The 16,595-nt window shown below is 69.6% G+C and carries 16 protein-coding genes; 11 read left to right on the top strand and 5 right to left on the bottom strand.

Annotated elements, in window-relative coordinates:
* The first annotated feature begins 12 nt into the window (after window positions 1-12).
* The 11 genes from L3078_RS17950 to L3078_RS17900 all read left to right on the top strand — a co-directional run bounded on the left by L3078_RS17950 (window position 13) and on the right by L3078_RS17900 (window position 12,414).
* Window positions 13-294: a DUF3039 domain-containing protein gene (locus L3078_RS17950; RefSeq protein ID WP_005486786.1), complete on the top strand. Its 282-nt coding sequence runs from the start codon at window positions 13-15 to the stop codon at window positions 292-294.
* 227 nt (window positions 295-521) lie between these two features.
* Complete coding sequence (locus L3078_RS17945; RefSeq protein ID WP_239754825.1) at window positions 522-1,823, top strand: extracellular solute-binding protein; 1,302 nt, start codon at window positions 522-524, stop codon at window positions 1,821-1,823.
* Complete coding sequence (locus tag L3078_RS17940; RefSeq protein ID WP_239754824.1) at window positions 1,801-2,790, top strand: carbohydrate ABC transporter permease; 990 nt, start codon at window positions 1,801-1,803, stop codon at window positions 2,788-2,790. Before L3078_RS17945 ends, L3078_RS17940 begins: the two co-directional genes overlap by 23 nt.
* A complete protein-coding gene (locus L3078_RS17935) occupies window positions 2,787-3,629 on the top strand; it encodes a carbohydrate ABC transporter permease (protein ID WP_239754823.1) in 843 nt (280 codons plus the stop codon). Before L3078_RS17940 ends, L3078_RS17935 begins: the two co-directional genes overlap by 4 nt.
* Window position 3,630: 1 nt before the next feature.
* Window positions 3,631-5,301: a beta-N-acetylhexosaminidase gene (locus L3078_RS17930; RefSeq protein ID WP_239754822.1), complete on the top strand. Its 1,671-nt coding sequence runs from the start codon at window positions 3,631-3,633 to the stop codon at window positions 5,299-5,301.
* A 290-nt stretch (window positions 5,302-5,591) separates the two neighbouring features.
* Window positions 5,592-6,485, top strand: coding sequence for an FAD binding domain-containing protein (locus L3078_RS17925; protein ID WP_184893457.1), 894 nt, complete (start codon window positions 5,592-5,594; stop codon window positions 6,483-6,485).
* A complete protein-coding gene (locus tag L3078_RS17920) occupies window positions 6,482-8,455 on the top strand; it encodes a 2Fe-2S iron-sulfur cluster-binding protein (protein ID WP_239754820.1) in 1,974 nt (657 codons plus the stop codon). Before L3078_RS17925 ends, L3078_RS17920 begins: the two co-directional genes overlap by 4 nt.
* On the top strand, window positions 8,452-10,767 hold the full coding sequence (locus L3078_RS17915; RefSeq protein ID WP_239754818.1) for a xanthine dehydrogenase family protein molybdopterin-binding subunit: 2,316 nt from the start codon (window positions 8,452-8,454) through the stop codon (window positions 10,765-10,767). Before L3078_RS17920 ends, L3078_RS17915 begins: the two co-directional genes overlap by 4 nt.
* A 192-nt stretch (window positions 10,768-10,959) precedes the next feature.
* The gene (locus L3078_RS17910) at window positions 10,960-11,556 is read left to right on the top strand and encodes an SUKH-4 family immunity protein (protein ID WP_239754817.1); all 597 of its coding nucleotides are present in this window, start codon (window positions 10,960-10,962) and stop codon (window positions 11,554-11,556) included.
* Window positions 11,511-11,825 (top strand): hypothetical protein, encoded by a 315-nt coding sequence (locus L3078_RS17905; RefSeq protein WP_239754816.1) that lies wholly within the window; start codon window positions 11,511-11,513, stop codon window positions 11,823-11,825. Before L3078_RS17910 ends, L3078_RS17905 begins: the two co-directional genes overlap by 46 nt.
* A 100-nt stretch (window positions 11,826-11,925) precedes the next feature.
* Window positions 11,926-12,414 carry a DUF6083 domain-containing protein gene (locus tag L3078_RS17900; RefSeq protein WP_239754815.1) on the top strand — a complete coding sequence of 163 codons (489 nt, stop codon included), beginning with the start codon at window positions 11,926-11,928 and terminating at the stop codon, window positions 12,412-12,414.
* A gap of 426 nt (window positions 12,415-12,840) precedes the next feature.
* Here the strand turns inward: L3078_RS17900 and L3078_RS17895 are convergent, their stop codons facing one another.
* From L3078_RS17895 to L3078_RS17875, 5 genes are all read right to left on the bottom strand, one after another.
* A complete protein-coding gene (locus L3078_RS17895; protein ID WP_239754814.1) occupies window positions 12,841-13,137 on the bottom strand; it encodes a hypothetical protein in 297 nt (98 codons plus the stop codon).
* 897 nt (window positions 13,138-14,034) lie between these two features.
* Window positions 14,035-14,205 (bottom strand): hypothetical protein, encoded by a 171-nt coding sequence (locus L3078_RS17890; RefSeq protein ID WP_239754813.1) that lies wholly within the window; start codon window positions 14,203-14,205, stop codon window positions 14,035-14,037.
* A gap of 82 nt (window positions 14,206-14,287) precedes the next feature.
* Window positions 14,288-15,676, bottom strand: a complete 1,389-nt coding sequence (locus L3078_RS17885) for an AAA family ATPase (protein WP_239754812.1) — start codon at window positions 15,674-15,676, stop codon at window positions 14,288-14,290.
* A gap of 86 nt (window positions 15,677-15,762) precedes the next feature.
* Window positions 15,763-15,912, bottom strand: a complete 150-nt coding sequence (locus L3078_RS17880; RefSeq protein WP_239754811.1) for a hypothetical protein — start codon at window positions 15,910-15,912, stop codon at window positions 15,763-15,765.
* 430 nt (window positions 15,913-16,342) lie between these two features.
* Entirely contained in the window at window positions 16,343-16,588 is a 246-nt protein-coding gene (locus L3078_RS17875; RefSeq protein WP_239754810.1) for a hypothetical protein, read from the bottom strand.
* Window positions 16,589-16,595: the final 7 nt, after the last annotated feature.

Genomic DNA, 16,595 nt, shown 5'->3' with positions numbered 1-16,595 from the left:
ACCCTTGGCGTCATGAGCACTCTTGAGCCCGAGCGCGGGACTGGTACGGGGACCCTCGTCGAGCCGACGCCGCAGACGTCGCACGGCGATGGTGACCACGAGCGCTTCGCCCACTACGTCCAGAAGGACAAGATCATGGCGAGCGCCCTCGACGGCACGCCCGTCGTGGCGTTGTGCGGCAAGGTGTGGGTCCCGGGCCGCGACCCGAAGAAGTACCCCGTGTGCCCCATGTGCAAGGAGATCTTCGAATCCCTCGGCGCGGGCGGCGACGACCAGGGCGACGGCAAGAAGTAGCCCAGGACGCGATCGGCTCGGGAGCGCCCGCGCGGCGGGTGCCCCCGGGCTTTGTCGTGTCCTTTGTGCGGGGCTTCGTTGCGCGGAACGCTTCCGTGGATCACAAGGTGGTGGAGACCTCTTGTGGTCATGTTCATGTACTCCATAGCCTCCGGTGTGTTGTGTAGAGCAGAACGCCCGTTGCAGAGAATGCAACGCTCCGCTCCCCCCTCCGGAGGATTCGCTCGATGAAGCTCGCCGCCCGACTCGCCGCGCCCGCAGCGGCACTGGCCCTCGCCGGGCTGACCGCCTGCGCCCCCCAGACCTCCGACAACTCCTCCTCCGGGGAGGACGAGAAGACCGGCACCCTCCGCGTCTGGCTCTTCCAGGAGGTGAGCAACGAGCCGAAGCAGAAGGTCGTCGACAAGGTGGTCGCCGCCTTCGAGAAGGCGCACGACGGCGCGAAGGTGAAGGTCGAGTACATCCCCGTCGAGACCCGCGCCCAGCGCATCAAGGCCGCCTTCAACGACCCCAAGAGCGCCCCCGATGTCATCGAGTACGGCAACACGGACACCGCCGGCTATGTGAAGGACGGCGGACTCGCCGACGTCACCGCGGACTTCAACTCCTGGTCCGAGGCCAAGGACTCCGACCCGACCGCCAAGACGTCCGTGACCGTCGAGGGAAAGGTCTACGGGGCGCCGTTCTTCGTGGGCGTCCGCGCCCTGTACTACCGCACCGACGTCTTCGAGGAACTCGGCCTCGAACCCCCGAAGACCCTGGACGAACTGGCCACCACCGCCAAGCGGATCCGCGCGGCCCAGCCCGACCTGTACGGGCTCGTCGTCGGCGGCGCCTACACCTACGGCGCCATGCCCTTCGTCTGGGCCAACGGCGGCGAGATAGCCGAGGGCAAGGGCGGCTCGTACGCCTCCACCATCGACAGCGCGGCCGCCCAGAAGGGCATCGAGGCCTACACCTCGCTCTTCGGCGACGACAACTGCCCCGCCGCCAAGTGCGCGAGCATGGGCGGCAACGACACGGTCACCGCGTTCGCCGCGGGCAAGGCGGGCATGGCGATCGGCGGTGACTTCAGCCACGCCGCCGTGGAGGCCGGCAAGGTCAAGGGCAAGTACGCGGTCGTACCGCTGCCGGGCGTGAAGTCCGGTTCGGTGGCCCCGGCGTTCGCGGGCGGCAACAACGTCGGCGTCCTGAAGAGCACCACGCACCGCACCCTCGCGGTCGACCTGATGAAGCGGCTGGCGTCCAAGGAGACGCAGGGCGAACTCTTCGACGCGATGGGCTTCCTGCCGACGTACACGGACGTGCGGGCCGAGGCGGCGAAGGAGGAGCCGTTCATCGAGCCGTTCGTGAAGACGCTGTCGTCCGGCACGAAGTTCGTGCCCGTCTCGCCGGCCTGGTCGCAGATCGACGCCTCGCTGGTGCTGCCGACGATGTTCCAGGAGGTCGTCAGCGGCAAGAAGGACGTGGCCGAGGCGTCCGAGGACGCGGCGAAGCAGATGAACGATGCGTTCGGCTCCGCTGGTTGAGCGGGGGGCGCCTGGGGGGGTGGGGGGTGCTGTGCGTGGGCGGCCTCGGGTGCGTCGTGGTTTGTCGCGCAGTTCCCCGCGCCCCTATCGGGGCGGGGGTGGGTGGGCTCCATGGCTTTATCTCGCCCCTGCTCTTGTCGTCCTCGGTGGGTTGCTTCTCTATCCCATCTATCAGCTTGGGCTGATATCGCTCTTCGAGTACACGCAGGCGCAGGTCAGTGGTGGGGAACCGGCTACTTTCCAGGGGGTCGGGAACTACGCCGAGTTGTTCGGGGACGCCGAGTTCTGGCGGGTGCTGCTGGCCACGGTCGTGTTCGCGGCGGCGTGTGTGGTGTCCACACTCGCCGTCGGGTGCGCGCTCGCCGTGCTGCTGACACGAGTACGGGCCGTGCCCCGGCTCGCGTTGATGCTGGCCGCGCTCGGCGCGTGGGCGACCCCGGCGATCACCGGCTCCACGGTCTGGCTGCTGCTGTTCGACCCGGACTTCGGGCCGGTCAACCGGATCCTGGGACTGGGCGATCACTCCTGGACGTACGGGCGTTACAGCGCCTTCTTCCTCGTCCTGCTCGAAGTGGTCTGGTGTTCCTTCCCGTTCGTGATGGTGACCGTCTACGCCGGTATCCGTTCCGTGCCCTCCGAGGTGCTGGAGGCCGCCGCTCTGGACGGCGCCTCGCAGTGGCGGATCTGGCGGTCGGTCCTCGCGCCGATGCTCCGTCCGATCCTCGTCGTCGTCACCATTCAGTCGATCATCTGGGACTTCAAGGTCTTCACCCAGATCTATGTGATGACGGGCGGCGGCGGAATCGCGGGCCAGAACCTCGTCCTGAACGTGTACGCCTATCAGAAGGCCTTCGCGTCCTCGCAGTACAGCCTCGGTTCGGCGATCGGCGTGGTGATGCTGGTGATTCTGCTCGTGATCACCCTGGTGTATTTGCGACTGCTGCGCAGACAGGGGGAGGAGCTGTGAATTCACCGGGTTTCGTAAGGCGGCCCTGGCGGCTCGCTGCGGAGGCTTCCGCCCTGGTCATCGCGGCCGTCGTGGCGTTCCCCCTCTACTGGATGGTGTTGAGCGCCTTCAAGCCGGCGGGGGAGATCGAGTCGTCCGAGCCCCGGCCGTGGACCCTCGCGCCGACCCTGGATTCCTTCCGCCGTGTCTTCGGGCAGCAGGAATTCGGCCGCTACTTCGCCAACAGCCTCGTCGTCGCCTGCGCGGTGGTCGTCGCCTCCGCGCTCATCGCGTTTCTCGCCGCGACGGCGGTCACCCGATTCCGCTTCCGATTCCGGACCACCCTGCTGATCATGTTCCTGGTGGCCCAGATGGTTCCGGTGGAGGCGCTGACCATCCCGCTCTTCTTCCAGCTGCGGGACCTCGGCCAACTCAACACCCTGGGCGCGCTGATCCTGCCGCACATCGCCTTCTCGCTGCCGTTCGCGATCTGGATGCTGAGGGGCTTCGTGAAGGCCGTACCCGAGGCGCTGGAGGAGGCGGCCTACCTCGACGGGGCGAGCCGTTCCCGCTTTCTCTGGCAGATCCTTTTCCCGCTCGTCTTCCCGGGATTGGTGGCCACCAGCGTCTTCTCCTTCATCTCGGCCTGGAACGACTTCCTGTTCGCCAAGTCGTTCATCATCAGCGACACCTCCCAGTCGACCCTGCCGATGGCCCTCCTGGTCTTCTACAAGCCGGAGGATCCGGACTGGGGCGGTGTCATGGCGGCGTCCACGGTGATGACCGTCCCGGTGCTCGTCTTCTTCGTACTCGTACAGCGGCGGCTGGTCTCCGGACTGGGCGGCGCGGTCAAGGACTGATGTGCGGAACCCCGAACTGATTCCGGCGCCCCGCGCCGTCGACGCCACCACCGGCGAGGTACGGCTGACGGCGCGCTCCCGGCTCCACGCCTGCGACGGGACCGAGGGCGTCGGCCACTGGCTCGGCACCGTCCTGCGGGACGCCACCGGCCTGCCGCTGCGCGAGGGACGCGAGCTCGACGACACGGAGGGGGACGGCATCGGGCTCCGGCTCGACCCCGGACTCGGCCCCGAGGAGTACCGCCTGGTCAGCGATGCCTCCGGCGTCCTGATCGAGGGCGGCGGCGCGGCCGGTGTCTTCTGGGGCGCCCAGACGCTGCGTCAGCTTTTCGGTCCCGGGGCGTACCGCAGGGCCCCGATCGACCGGGACCGCGCCTGGACCGTGCCGTACGTCACGGTCGAGGACGGCCCCCGCTTCCGCTGGCGCGGCCTCATGCTCGACGTCGCCCGGCACTTCATGCCCAAGGACGGGATCCTGCGCTATCTGGACCTGATGGCCGCGCACAAACTCAACGTCCTCCACCTGCACCTGACGGACGACCAGGGCTGGCGGATCGAGATCAAGCGGTACCCCCGGCTGACCGAGGTCGGCTCCTGGCGGGCGCGTACGAAATCCGGCCACCGCGCCTCGCCCCTGTGGGAGGAGAAGCCGCACGGCGGTCACTACACCCAGGACGACCTCCGCGAGATCGTCGCCTACGCGGCGGAACGGCACATCACCGTGGTCCCCGAGATCGACGTCCCGGGACACAGCCAGGCCGCCATCGCCGCGTACCCGGAGCTCGGCAACACCGATGTCGTCGACACGGCCGCCCTCGGCGTCTGGGACACCTGGGGCGTCAACCGGAACGTGCTCGCCCCCACCGACCACACCCTGCGCTTCTACGAGGGGGTGTTCGAGGAGGTCCTGGAGCTGTTTCCGGCCGATGCCGCCCCGTTCTCGGCGTTCGTGCACATCGGTGGCGACGAGTGCCCCAAGGACCAGTGGCGGGAGTCGGCCGCCGTGCGGGCCCGGATCCGGGAGCTGGGGCTCGCGGACGAGGACGCGCTGCAGTCCTGGTTCGTCCGGCACTTCGGCAACTGGCTGGCCGCGCGCGGGCGTCGCCTGATCGGATGGGACGAGATCCTGGAGGGCGGGGGCGCGGCGACGGGATTCGGCCTGGCGCCGGGGGCCGCCGTGTCGTCCTGGCGGGGGTACGCGGGCGGGGTCGCGGCGGCCCGCGCCGGCCACGACGTGGTCATGTGCCCCGAGCAGCAGGTGTATCTGGACCACCGTCAGGACGGCGGCCCCGACGAGCCGGTGCCCATCGGCTACGTACGCACCCTGGAGGACGTCTTCCGGTTCGAGCCGGTTCCCCCGGAGTTGACGCGCGACGAGGCTCGGCATGTGCTCGGCGCCCAGGCCAATGTGTGGACCGAGGTGATGGAGGACCAGGGGCGCGTGGACTACCAGACGTTCCCGCGCCTGGCGGCCTTCGCCGAGGTGGCCTGGAGCCGGCTGCCGGCCCCCGCCGAGCGTGACTTCGGCGACTTCGAGCGGCGGATGACGGTCCACTACGCGCGACTTGACGCCCTGGGGGTCGGATATCGGCCGCCTTCGGGCCCGCGTCCGTGGCAACGGCGACCCGGTGTGCTCGGACGTCCGATCGAGGGGGCGCCCCCGAACGTGTGAGGCGGCGGCCAGGACGTAGGACCGAAAGCGCGTGCCCTGCGACGGTGGCCGCACGGGGAACGAGTGGGACAAGGGGTGTGAGAGTCGGCCGAAAGTACCAACGCGCGCCTATGGGTGATGTCGCACCAAAACGGACCATGTCTCGGGTGAGGTGGGCGAATGCCTCCTAGCGGACCCCCGCGTTCGGGCCTCGCGAGAATGTGCCAGAGTTGCCACGTCCGCCCTGTCAGCACGTACCGTACGGCAACACAGGCGGGGACCAGGTGGGGCAGCGGGAAGGGGCAGCCGGTTTGACCACGCACGCACCGCAGGCGGCGCAGGCCGTGACCCTGCCCGGCTCGCTGGACGAGGCCGTGGCGGCCCTCGCCGCCATGCCCTGGGCGGTTCCGGTGGCGGGCGGCACGGACCTCATGGCCGCGGTCAACTCCGGGCAGCTCAGGCCCGCCGCGCTGGTCGGCCTCGGCCGGATCAGCGAGATCCGCGGCTGGCAGTACCAGGACGGGCATGCCCTCCTGGGGGCGGGACTGACGCACGCCCGTATGGGGCGCCCGGATTTCGCGGCGCTCATTCCGGCGCTCGCCGCGGCCGCGCGCGCCGCCGGGCCACCGCAGATCCGCAACGCCGGCACCCTCGGCGGCAACATCGCGACGGCCGCCCCCACCGGGGACGCGCTGCCCGTGCTCGCCGCCCTGGAGGCCACGCTGATCATCGCGGGCCCGGGCGGGGCCCGGCGCGAGATGCCCGTTTCGCACCTGCTGGCGGGCATGGAGATGTTGCGGCCCGGTGAACTCATCGGCTTCGTGCGCGTGCCGCTGCTGCACGCCCCCCAGGTCTTCCTGAAGGCCACCGGGCGCACCGGTCCCGGCCGCGCGGTCGCCTCCGTCGCCCTCGTCCTCGACCCCGCCCGGCGCGGGGTGCGGTGCGCCGTCGGGGCCATAGCGCCGATGCCGCTGCGCCCGCTGGACGCCGAGGCGTGGGTCGGTCAGCTGATCGACTGGGACGGCGAACGCACCCTCGTGCCCGAGGCGCTCCAGGCCTTCGGCGAGTACGTCGCCGCCGCCTGCATCCCGGACCCGGCCCCCGAGGTCGACGGTTCCGTGGCACCGCTTCCGCCCGCCGTACTGCACCTGCGGCGCACCGTCGCCGCGCTGGCCCGACGAGCACTGGGGAGGGCACTGTCGTGACCGACGACCAGCACGGAGAGGGCACCCCGCAGCAGGGGGGCCAGGGCGGCTGGGAGCGGCTGCCGCAGGGCGACTACGACGACGGCGCCACCACGTTCGTCCAGCTCCCCGAGGGGGGCATCGACGCGCTGCTCGCCGCCGACAGCCCGCTGGCCGCGCCCGGCCACGGCTATGTGCCGCCGCAGATAGCGACGAACGCCATCAACCCCGCCCACCTGGGAGAGGTCGGTGACACGGCCCACACCGCCGGCACCGACCCGTCCGTGCCGGGCACCTGGGCGATGCCGGCCGGGGGTGCCGAGTGGCACGACCCGAACGCCGGGCGGCCGTCGCCGCCCACGCAGCACGGTTTCACGTACAACCCCGGCTCGACCGGGCAGTGGACCTTCGAGGAGCCGGCCGCGCCGGAAGGCACCGCTCCCGGTCACGATGTGACCGGTGAGTGGTCGATTCCGGTCGCCGGTGGTGATCTTCCGGACGAATCCGGTGAGTTCAGTACGTCGGCTCTGGTCGAGCAGTGGGGCGGGACCCCGCCCGCCACGCTCCCCGGCGGCGCTGCCGCGCCCTGGGCGACGGAGGAGATCGGCACGGCATGGACCGCGCCGCCGCCCCCCGCCCGGCCCGACGAGCACCCGGCCGACGAGCACCCGGCCGAGGGCCGCGCGGCGGGGGAGAGCGCGCCGGGTAGCGCCCCGGACGCCTCCGGGGACGCCTCCGCGGCCGCTGGGGACGCGTACGCCGGTCGGGCTCCCGAGCCCGCCGGTGAGGCCCCGGAAGCCGCCCAGGAGCCCGCTGAGCCGGTCGGCGCGGCCGACCCGGACACCCCGGGCCCGGAGCGGACCGGGGAGCCGGAGCCGGCCACCGACGCACCCGGGGCCGGGAAGCCCGCCGACTCCGCCGAGTCCGCCGACTCCGTCGAGCCCTCCGGGGCCGGGGACGACCCGGCGGCGGCCGAGGAACCCGCCCCCGCCCCGCCCCCGCACGACGACCACCCCCTCGCCTCCTACGTCCTGCGCGTCAACGGCACCGAGCGGCCCGTCAGCGACGCCTGGATCGGCGAGTCGCTGCTCTACGTGCTGCGCGAGCGCCTCGGCCTCGCCGGCGCCAAGGACGGCTGCTCGCAGGGCGAGTGCGGCGCCTGCAACGTGCAGGTCGATGGCCGGCTCGTGGCGTCCTGCCTGGTGCCCGCCGTCACCTCCGCCGGCAGCGAGGTGCGCACCGTCGAGGGCCTCGCCGCCGACGGGCAGCCCTCGGACGTGCAGCGGGCGCTCGCCAAGTGCGGTGCCGTGCAGTGCGGTTTCTGCGTGCCCGGCATGGCGATGACCGTGCACGACCTCCTGGAGGGCAACCCCGCCCCCACCGACCTGGAGACCCGCCAGGCGCTCTGCGGCAACCTCTGCCGCTGCTCCGGCTACCGGGGCGTCCTCGCGGCCGTCCGTGACGTCGTCGCCGAGCGCGAGGCGCACGCGGCCGCCGAGAACGAGGCCGCCGCGGACACCGAAGAGGCCCGCATCCCGCACCAGGCGGGCCCCGGCGCGGGCGGCGTCAACCCGGCGGCGTACGACGCCCAGCAGGCGCCCCCACCGGCCCCGCACGACCCCGACCGGTCCTACGGCGGCCAGGGGCTGTCGTTCACCGGCCCGGACGACTCGTACGGCGGCCAGGGGCAGTCCTTCGGCGGCCAGGACCAGACGTTCGGTCAGGACCAGTCGTACGGCGGTCAGGGCCAGTCCTTCGATGGGCAGGACCAGTCGCTCGGCGGTCAGGACCAGACGTTCGGCGGCCAGGGGCAATCCTTCGGCGGTCAGGACCAGTCGTTCGGCGGTCCGGGCGACACCTACGGCGGTCAGGGGCAGTCCTTCGCCGGGCAGGGAGACACGTACGGCGGCCAGGGCCAGTCCTTCGGCGGCCAGGACGACTCGTACGGCGGTCAGGGCCGGTCGTTCGGCCAGGACGGAGGCCAGGCGTGAGCAACGAAACCGTCCTCGCGGCGCCCACGGGCCCCGGCGAGGCAGCGCCCACTCCCGAGCAGCTGCCGCACGGCCTGGGCGTGTCCCTGCCGTCGGCCGACTCCCGGGCCAAGTCGGAGGGCACCTTCCCGTACGCGGCCGACCTGTGGGCCGAGGGCCTGCTGTGGGCCGCCGTGCTCCGCTCGCCGCACCCGCACGCGCGCATCGTGTCCATCGACACGTCCCACGCGCGCGAGATGCCCGGCGTACGGGCCGTCATCACGCACGAGGACGTCCCCGGCGTCGCCCTGCACGGCCGCGGCAAGGCCGACCGGCCCCTGTTCGCCTCCGAGGTCGTCCGCCACCACGGCGAGCCCATCGCGGCCGTCGCCGCCGACCACCCCGACACCGCGCGGATGGCCGCCGCCGCCGTCATCGTCGAGTACGAGGTGCTCGACCCGGTGATCGACCCGGAGCAGGCCTTCGAGGCCGAACCCCTGCACCCCGACGGCAACCTCATCCGCCACATCCCGCTGCGCCACGGCGACCCGAACGCGGCCGGCGAGATCGTCGTCGAGGGCCAGTACCGCATCGGCCGCGCGGACCCCGCCCCCATCGGCGCCGAGGCCGGCCTCGCCGTGCCCCGCCCCGACGGCGGCGTCGAGCTGTACGTCGCCTCCACCGACCCGCACACCGACCGCGACGCGGCCGCCGCCTGCTACGGCCTGGCCCCCGACCGCGTCAAGATCGTCGTCACCGGTGTCCCCGGCGCCACCGCCGACCGCGAGGACCAGGGCTTCCAGCTCCCGCTGGGCCTGCTCGCCCTGAAGACCGGCTGCCCGGTCAAGCTGACGGCCACCCGCGAGGAGTCCTTCCTCGGCCACGCCCACCGCCACCCCACCCTCCTGCGCTACCGCCACCACGCGGACGCCGAGGGCAAGCTGGTCAAGGTCGAGGCGCAGATCCTGCTCGACGCGGGCGCGTACGCCGACACCTCCGCGGAGGCGCTGGCCGCGGCCGTCTCGTTCGCCTGCGGCCCCTACGTCATCCCCAACGCCTTCATCGAGGGCTGGGCGGTCCGCACCAACAACCCGCCGTCCGGCCATGTGCGCGGCGAGGGCGCCATGCAGGTCTGCGCCGCCTACGAGGCGCAGATGGACAAGCTCGCGAAGAAGCTGGGCATCGACCCGGCCGAGCTGCGGATGCGCAACGTGATGTCCACGGGCGACGTGCTGCCGACGGGCCAGTCCGTGACCTGCCCGGCGCCCGTCGCCGAACTCCTCCAGGCCGTCCAGGAGTTCCCGCTCCCGGCGCTGCCCAAGGACACCCCCGAGGACGAGTGGCTGCTCCCGGGCGGCCCCGAGGGCGCGGGCGAGCCGGGCGCGGTCCGGCGGGGCGTCGGCTACGGCCTCGGCATGGTCCACATGCTCGGCGCCGAGGGCGCGGACGAGGTCTCCACGGCCACCGTGAAGGTCCACGACGGCATCGCCACCGTCCTGTGCGCGGCCGTCGACACTGGCCAGGGCTTCTCCACCCTCGCCCGGCAGATCGTCCAGGAGACCCTCGGCATCGACGAGGTCCACATCGCGCAGGTCGACACCGACCAGCCTCCGGCGGGACCCAGCTGCCGGGGCCGCCACACCTGGGTCTCCGGCGGCGCGGTGGAGCGCGCGGCGAAGATGGTCCGCACCCAGCTCCTCCAGCCCCTGGCCCACAAGTTCGGCATGTCCACCGAGCTGCTCCAGATCACCGACGGCAAGATCACGTCGTACGACGGTGTGCTGTCGACCACGGTCGCCGAGGCGATGGACGGCAAGGAACTCTGGGCCACGGCCCAGTGCCGCCCGCACCCGACCGAGCCGCTGGACGAGGCCGGCCAGGGAGACGCGTTCGTGGGCCTGGCGTTCTGCGCGATCCGCGCGGTCGTGGACGTCGACATCGAACTCGGCTCCGTACGGGTCGTGGAACTGGCCGTCGCCCAGGACGTGGGCCGGATCCTCAACCCGGACCAGCTCACCGCGCGGATCGAGGCGGGCGTCACCCAGGGCGTGGGCATCGCGCTGACCGAGAACCTGCGCACCCCCCGGGGCCTGGTCCGCCACCCCGACCTGACCGGCTACGCCCTGCCCACCGCCCTCGACGCCCCCGACATCCGGCTCGTCAAGCTGGTGGAGGAACGGGACGTCGTCGCCCCCTTCGGCGCGAAGGCGGCCAGCGCGGTGCCGGTGGTCACCTCCCCGGCGGCCATCGCGGCGGCGGTACGGGCGGCCACGGGACGTCCCGTGAACCGCCTGCCGATCCGCCCGCAGGCGGCGGTGGTGACGGGGGCGTAGGGCCGGGGGCGCAGGGCCGGGGGAGGCGACTGCGGCCCGCCTCCGGCACAGCCCCTGAAGTGCGTGTTCGCGCGTACGGCGGGCGTTGTCAGTGGGGCGGCGTATGGTTCTCGGAAGTGGGGACGACGACCGCTCGGCGGTGTGGGGGTCCCGCTGGGGGATGCACGCTGCGACCATGTGCCGGGGGGCGCCATGAGCACGATGACGATGGGGACTATGGGCCTGACGGACCTGAACGACCTGCGCGATCCGACGCGCATCGACGACCTGGCGGTGCTGACCGGGGGACCGGTCACCCGCTCGGGGCTGGCGCTCGACCTGCCGGCCCGGCTGCTGGACGAGGAGTTCGGCCGCAGCAGGGTGTGGCGCTTCGAGGACTTCGACTTCCCGGCCACGCTCACCCACGAGCCGACCCGCCGCTTCCTGCGGGACATGGGCCTGCCCGAGGACCACGGCTTCTTCCACCTCGACACGGAATTCCCGCTGCCGACCCTCGCCGAGTACTACGCGCACGACCGCGCCGACGCGTTCGCCGCCGGCCGACTCCCCTCCGGAGCGGCCCACTTGATCCGCCTCGGCCACTTCGTCGAGGGCAGCAGCGTCGTCGTCGACGGCACCACGGGTGCGATCCTCAACTGGAGCGAACCGGAGTCCACCCTCTGCCCCCTCGACGCCGACCTCTCCACCCTCGCCTTCACCCTCTGGCGCCTCCACCGCGAGAACCACGAGGGAACGGCGACGGGTTGCTGGGTGGAACGCCTGCGCAACGAGGCCTGCGCCGAGCTCTGACGATCGTCTGCGTCGGCCCGGCCCAGGCCCAGTCCACCGCTCAGCTGTCCGCGTGGAACCCCTACGCGAGCAACGATCCGCAGCCGTCCCCCACGGGCACCTGCACCGCCACCTTCGAGGTCGGCACGACGGTGACCTTCACCGCCACGCCCGACACCGGGTCCTTCATCGACGACGGCCCCACACCGAACCCTGTGACGATACGAACCGGCTACAACTACACATGGGTGATGTTCTGCCCCAACGACGGACTCTGCTCCGCGGGTTAGCGTCCATGGGCGACGCGTCTGTCACGTTCACGTCCGTCGTGCCCCGATGCGCCCTGATTGCGCCCTCCCTGTGCCCGAGGGGCGTGCGGACGCTGGAGCGATGGGGGACACGGACAAGCCGAGCATCGTCCCGTTGCCGGGCGCGGACGGGCATCGCCAGCCACCGCCGGACACACCGCGACCGTGGGAGAACGTCGACCGCGCCCAGGCCGCGCTGGAAGGCGCCACGGGCCCCGAGCCCCCAGCCCCGCCCGTCTGCCCCGACTGCGGGCTCACCGGTGACCGGCGCCCCACGTACTACGACGCCCACGTCCTCCTGGAGCCCGACCTGTACGCGCCGGCCCACATGGTGCCGGCCTGGCACCGGTGGTACGTCGACTCCCACGGCGTCGGATGGAACAGCCGGGAGGACGAGCCCGAACCAGGCGCGGTCTGCCGAATCCCCCACCACATCGCCTGCCCGGGCCTGAAGTTGGACGAGATCGGCCTGTGGCGCTGGCTCGACACGGTCCGCGCGGAGAACGCGCGTCGGGCGCGGCGAAAGGCGGACGAGGAGGGGATCCGGGAAGCCCTGCCGGAAGTGGGCTGACCGGCAGGCCGGAAGGCCGCCGCAGAGCGGACGGCCGACTGAGACGGAACCCCGAAAGGGCGGCGCCCCTTTCGGGGTGCCGCCCTTTCGTGCTGCCTGGCCAGGCAGGTGGAGGCCGTGGCGGGAATCGAACCCACGTACCTCGCTTTGCAGTCAGTACGCCTACGCTCCGTGACAACACCTAGTCTGAGCTGGGGAAACGTCTTGGGTCAAGGCGATCACGGCTGCACGACGACTTACCCAGCGGACGGCACGGCCGCTCTGAACTGGCCGCCAGATATGCACCCAGCATCGAGCGCTTTCCTGGCTCGGTGGCCTCTGCTCAGACCCTCTCGGGGGGATGCTTCCTGACCCACTCGCGTACGCGCCCAACCAGGGCTTCCGGGCTCATGCCTGACCCCTGTTCCACACCCAACCGAGAGCGCGTCAGGCAGCGGCCTTCGAGAAGTCCAGCGCCTTCCCGCGACCCTTCGCCTTTCCCATGTCGGCCGGGTCGTGGAACCGGAAGTACACGGTGCCTTCCTCGCCGATCGCTTCCGCGTCCATGCCCGCCATATCTGCGCGGTGGTCCAGCTCGGCCATGAACACCTCCACGTCACAGAAGAAGTCGTCACCCTGCCGGGCGAGCCAGGTCCCGCCCTTCATCCACTCGTCCCACTTGCAGGCCGAGAACGGCGTCTCGCCGGTCTCCCACATACGGTCATCAGCCAGCTTCTGAGCCATGGTTCGTCCCTCCTCGGCGAGTCATTCCCGCCTGTCGACCGACCCTCTGTCGGCGACACCAGAAGAGTCCCGCCACAGCCACGCTCACGGCAACTCGCATCCGTCACTCTCCGTGTCCGCTCGAAGTGTCACCCCTGATAAGTGGCCCACGCACGTAACTCTCTGACCTGGAGGTCCCATGATCGCCAATTGGTCATGTGACCTGTACCACACACCCCGTGTCGTGCTCTCGACTCCATCTCGCACGTTCCCGCGCACGCTCTCGTCACGCTCCCGCCTCAAGATCATCAGAGCGTCAGAGAGTGCATCAGAGACGTCCCGCGCTGGATGCGTCAGAAGTGCGTCAGAAAGACCTCTTCTGACGCTCGCTCTGATCCTTCCTGGCGTCAGAGAGTGCATCAGAACGTCAGAGCGTCAGAGAGCGTCTGACGGTCATTTCCGCAGATCAGATGCGTCAGAGCTTGTTTCTGATGCTGTCTGCGTGAGTGTCTCTGAAAGAGACACACTCAGACGCAGAGACAGAGCTATCAAGATCAATAAAGGTTCATGTGCGCGCACGCGCGTGCGGAATACGCGCTCACGCGCACGAGTAGGACACCCAACCCCTGTCGCGCGAGACGGAGCACGACGACCAACAGCCCAAGATCATCTCTATGCCGGCGAACATCGCTCACGACGTGCGCACACGAGAGCGCGTCTCTCACTCTCACTGCACCGTTAGGACGCTCTGACAAGCTCTCAGGAGCGCCAGCAGTGCGAGAGCACAGACACGCTCACGCGTGTTCTTTCGGCTCGCCAGACAAGCGCTCAGAGCTCCAGCCACCAAACGGCCCTCGAACTCACAAGAGCCGAGGACCAGTTGGTTCGGTACATCACCGCGCACAGCGGTGTGGTGCGTCAGACTGCCACGACCTGACGCCGGGCAGCCTTCGGTGCCACCGACTTATAGCGGTCGTCCACGCACGCCATGAGACTCAGGAATGCACGCCCACGCTGCGAGATGGTCAGACCCGTTCCCTCCGTCAGCCTCAGCCATGCTTCCCACAGTTTCTCGTCACCCTCGAACATTTGACGCTCCTTGCCCCTCACTAGCCTTTACGACTGTGCGCAGCACAGTAATCGCCGTTCTGCGGCTGCGCACCGTGTGGCTTTAGGGCGCGTACTCCCATAGACCGTCGTCGTTCTTCTGGGCCTTGTCATTCTGCCGAGTCTCGTAACGGCCCTGCCCGGCGTTCTTGCTCACCTGCCTATCGTCCCAGCCGGGATAGGCGGCCCTTACCTCTTCCTTGGTTAGGCTGATCCACTGTTGATCAGTAAGAGGGCCCTGGAGCCTGAGAACGGACTCGGCGATCTCGCGGACGCTGCGCCGCTCATTTCCCTCCGTAGCGGTCTCGCCCTTCTTGTTCGGCTCCTGCGAGAGGATCTGAACGGTGATGGCGTCCCGATCCTGGGAGCTGTCACGCACCACATAGGCGACCGGGTCACCCTTTTCCGCGTCGACCTCTCCCGTGTTGTCCTTGACCAGGAACAGAGTCGAGTATCCGCGCGTGCCGACGCGAGACCGCTCGGTGTTGGCCATCCGGTACTTAACCGCCTGGGTGATCTCACCCTTCCGGCCTGTGCCGCCCTCGCTCTTGTCGTTGTCCTTGTTCGGGTGATCCAGGATGACCGAGGTCATCTGTGGATTAGCGTCACGCAGCGGACGGAGGTACGTGCGATAGACGAGGTTCGGACCGGCGGAATCGTTGGTGTTTTTGCCCACGTGGTTAATCGCCGGGTTCAGAGCATCCAGGACGACGAGAGCCACCGGCTCGCTAACCTCGGGCGCCTCGTCGGGGTGGTCGTAGACGTGGAAGAACGCTTCCACCCACGCCTTGGTAACGCCCACCTTGCGCATCCGGCCCTTGAGGTCGGCCACGGTGTTCTGCTCGAAGTTGAGGAACACCACGTGCTGACCCTGGCGCACGAACTCAGCGGCCACGGCAATGAGTAGCCATGTCTTACCGGAGTCCCACGGGCCGAACACCGAGTTATCCCGCCCCTTGTAGAACAGGTACCGGCTCGGGTCGTCCGCGAACTGTCCCACACCCAACTTGGCAGGCTCATCCTCATCCGAGCCGTCACCGCCCATCCGGTCACGGGAGTGCGCTGCCGCTGCGGCCTCGATCTCGAATGCTGGCGGCGGCCATAGCACCACCCCCCTGCCCTGAGGGTCTACCTCGGTGTCGGAAAGGTAGCCCGCGCGGCGAAGTGCATTAGCCAGCTTGATGTCATCCTCGCTGGGTGGGAATGACGCAAGGTCCTTCTTGTACTGCTCCACCCTCGCGTTGAATTCCAGCGACTCTTGCTCTTCCCGTGCCCAGTCTGCCTCGATCTCCAATGCCGCTTCGTGCGCGGCCTCGATGTCCTCCCGAGAGACGAGAAGGAACCCGCCTTTCTTCCTGTCGTCCGGGATCATGTGGACGTCGCCGGACGGGTCGTACCCATCCCCCAATTCGTCGTTTCCCTTGCCGTCAGCGCGTGCAGTAGAGTCGTGCACAGCTCATCCTCTCTCGGTTCGTCGGAGTGCTCATCCTCGAACCCTCGGTTGGTGTGGTAGATAGGGCGGAGTTCCTCGGCTCCGCCCTATTCCTTTTCCTGCGCACGCTGGCACTTGTTCATCTCGCCGTGGGTCATGTCGTGCTGGCACTCGCCGTGGTCGTCGCGGGCTCGGTCGCAGAGCTTGGCCGCCCACACCGTCATGGGATGGTCGCACTCCTCATGCCTCATCTCCAAGCGGCACAGGGTGCGGGCATAGCTGGTTAGTTCGTGGTCGCATCCGTGATGGTTGATCATGCCCTTCGGCATTTTAGCCGCCTCCCGCTCGTTCGGTATTTGGTGATACCAAAAGCGTAGAGAGCTGAATTCCGCGCACCAAAATGAGTGCGGATGTCTGCCGAATGTGATCTGTGACACATTAAGTTACCGGCCGGAAGATTAGCACCGTGATGAATGCGGAATAGCTCAGCGCTCGTACTTCTCGCGTGTTCGTACGCACTGAGTGTGTACGTAGTTAGGGCGTCTAGAAGCGCCTGTACGGCGCTGAGCAGCGCTCGCCGACACAGAGAGACGCGCGAGACGAGAGGGCGCCCGAGAAGCGCACAGAGCGATTCCACCAGAAAGCCCCGAGACCAGTGGTTGTCATGGTCTGGGGGCTGAATCGTGGTTACTTCGGGACCGAGTTGACGGCGGCAACGGTCCCGCCTGCCCCCATCAGAAGTGCGGCAACGATGGCATAGCGCCAGTTCTCCAGTGAGCCCACGCGCTGTTCCGTGGTCTCGATCTCGCCCTGTAGCTGGCGAACGTCCGTGCCGTGGTCGGTACGGTCCTCGGTTTGTCGTGTCAGGAGGTCATCCAACTTGGCTTCGATGCGGACCAGCCGCTCAACGTCTTCTCTTGCCATGTCGCTCACGGAGGCC

This window comes from Streptomyces deccanensis (assembly GCF_022385335.1).
GTDB lineage: Bacteria > Actinomycetota > Actinomycetes > Streptomycetales > Streptomycetaceae > Streptomyces > Streptomyces deccanensis.
The sequence above is the reverse complement of the archived record's forward strand: the minus strand, read 5'-3'. Positions and strand labels throughout refer to the sequence as shown.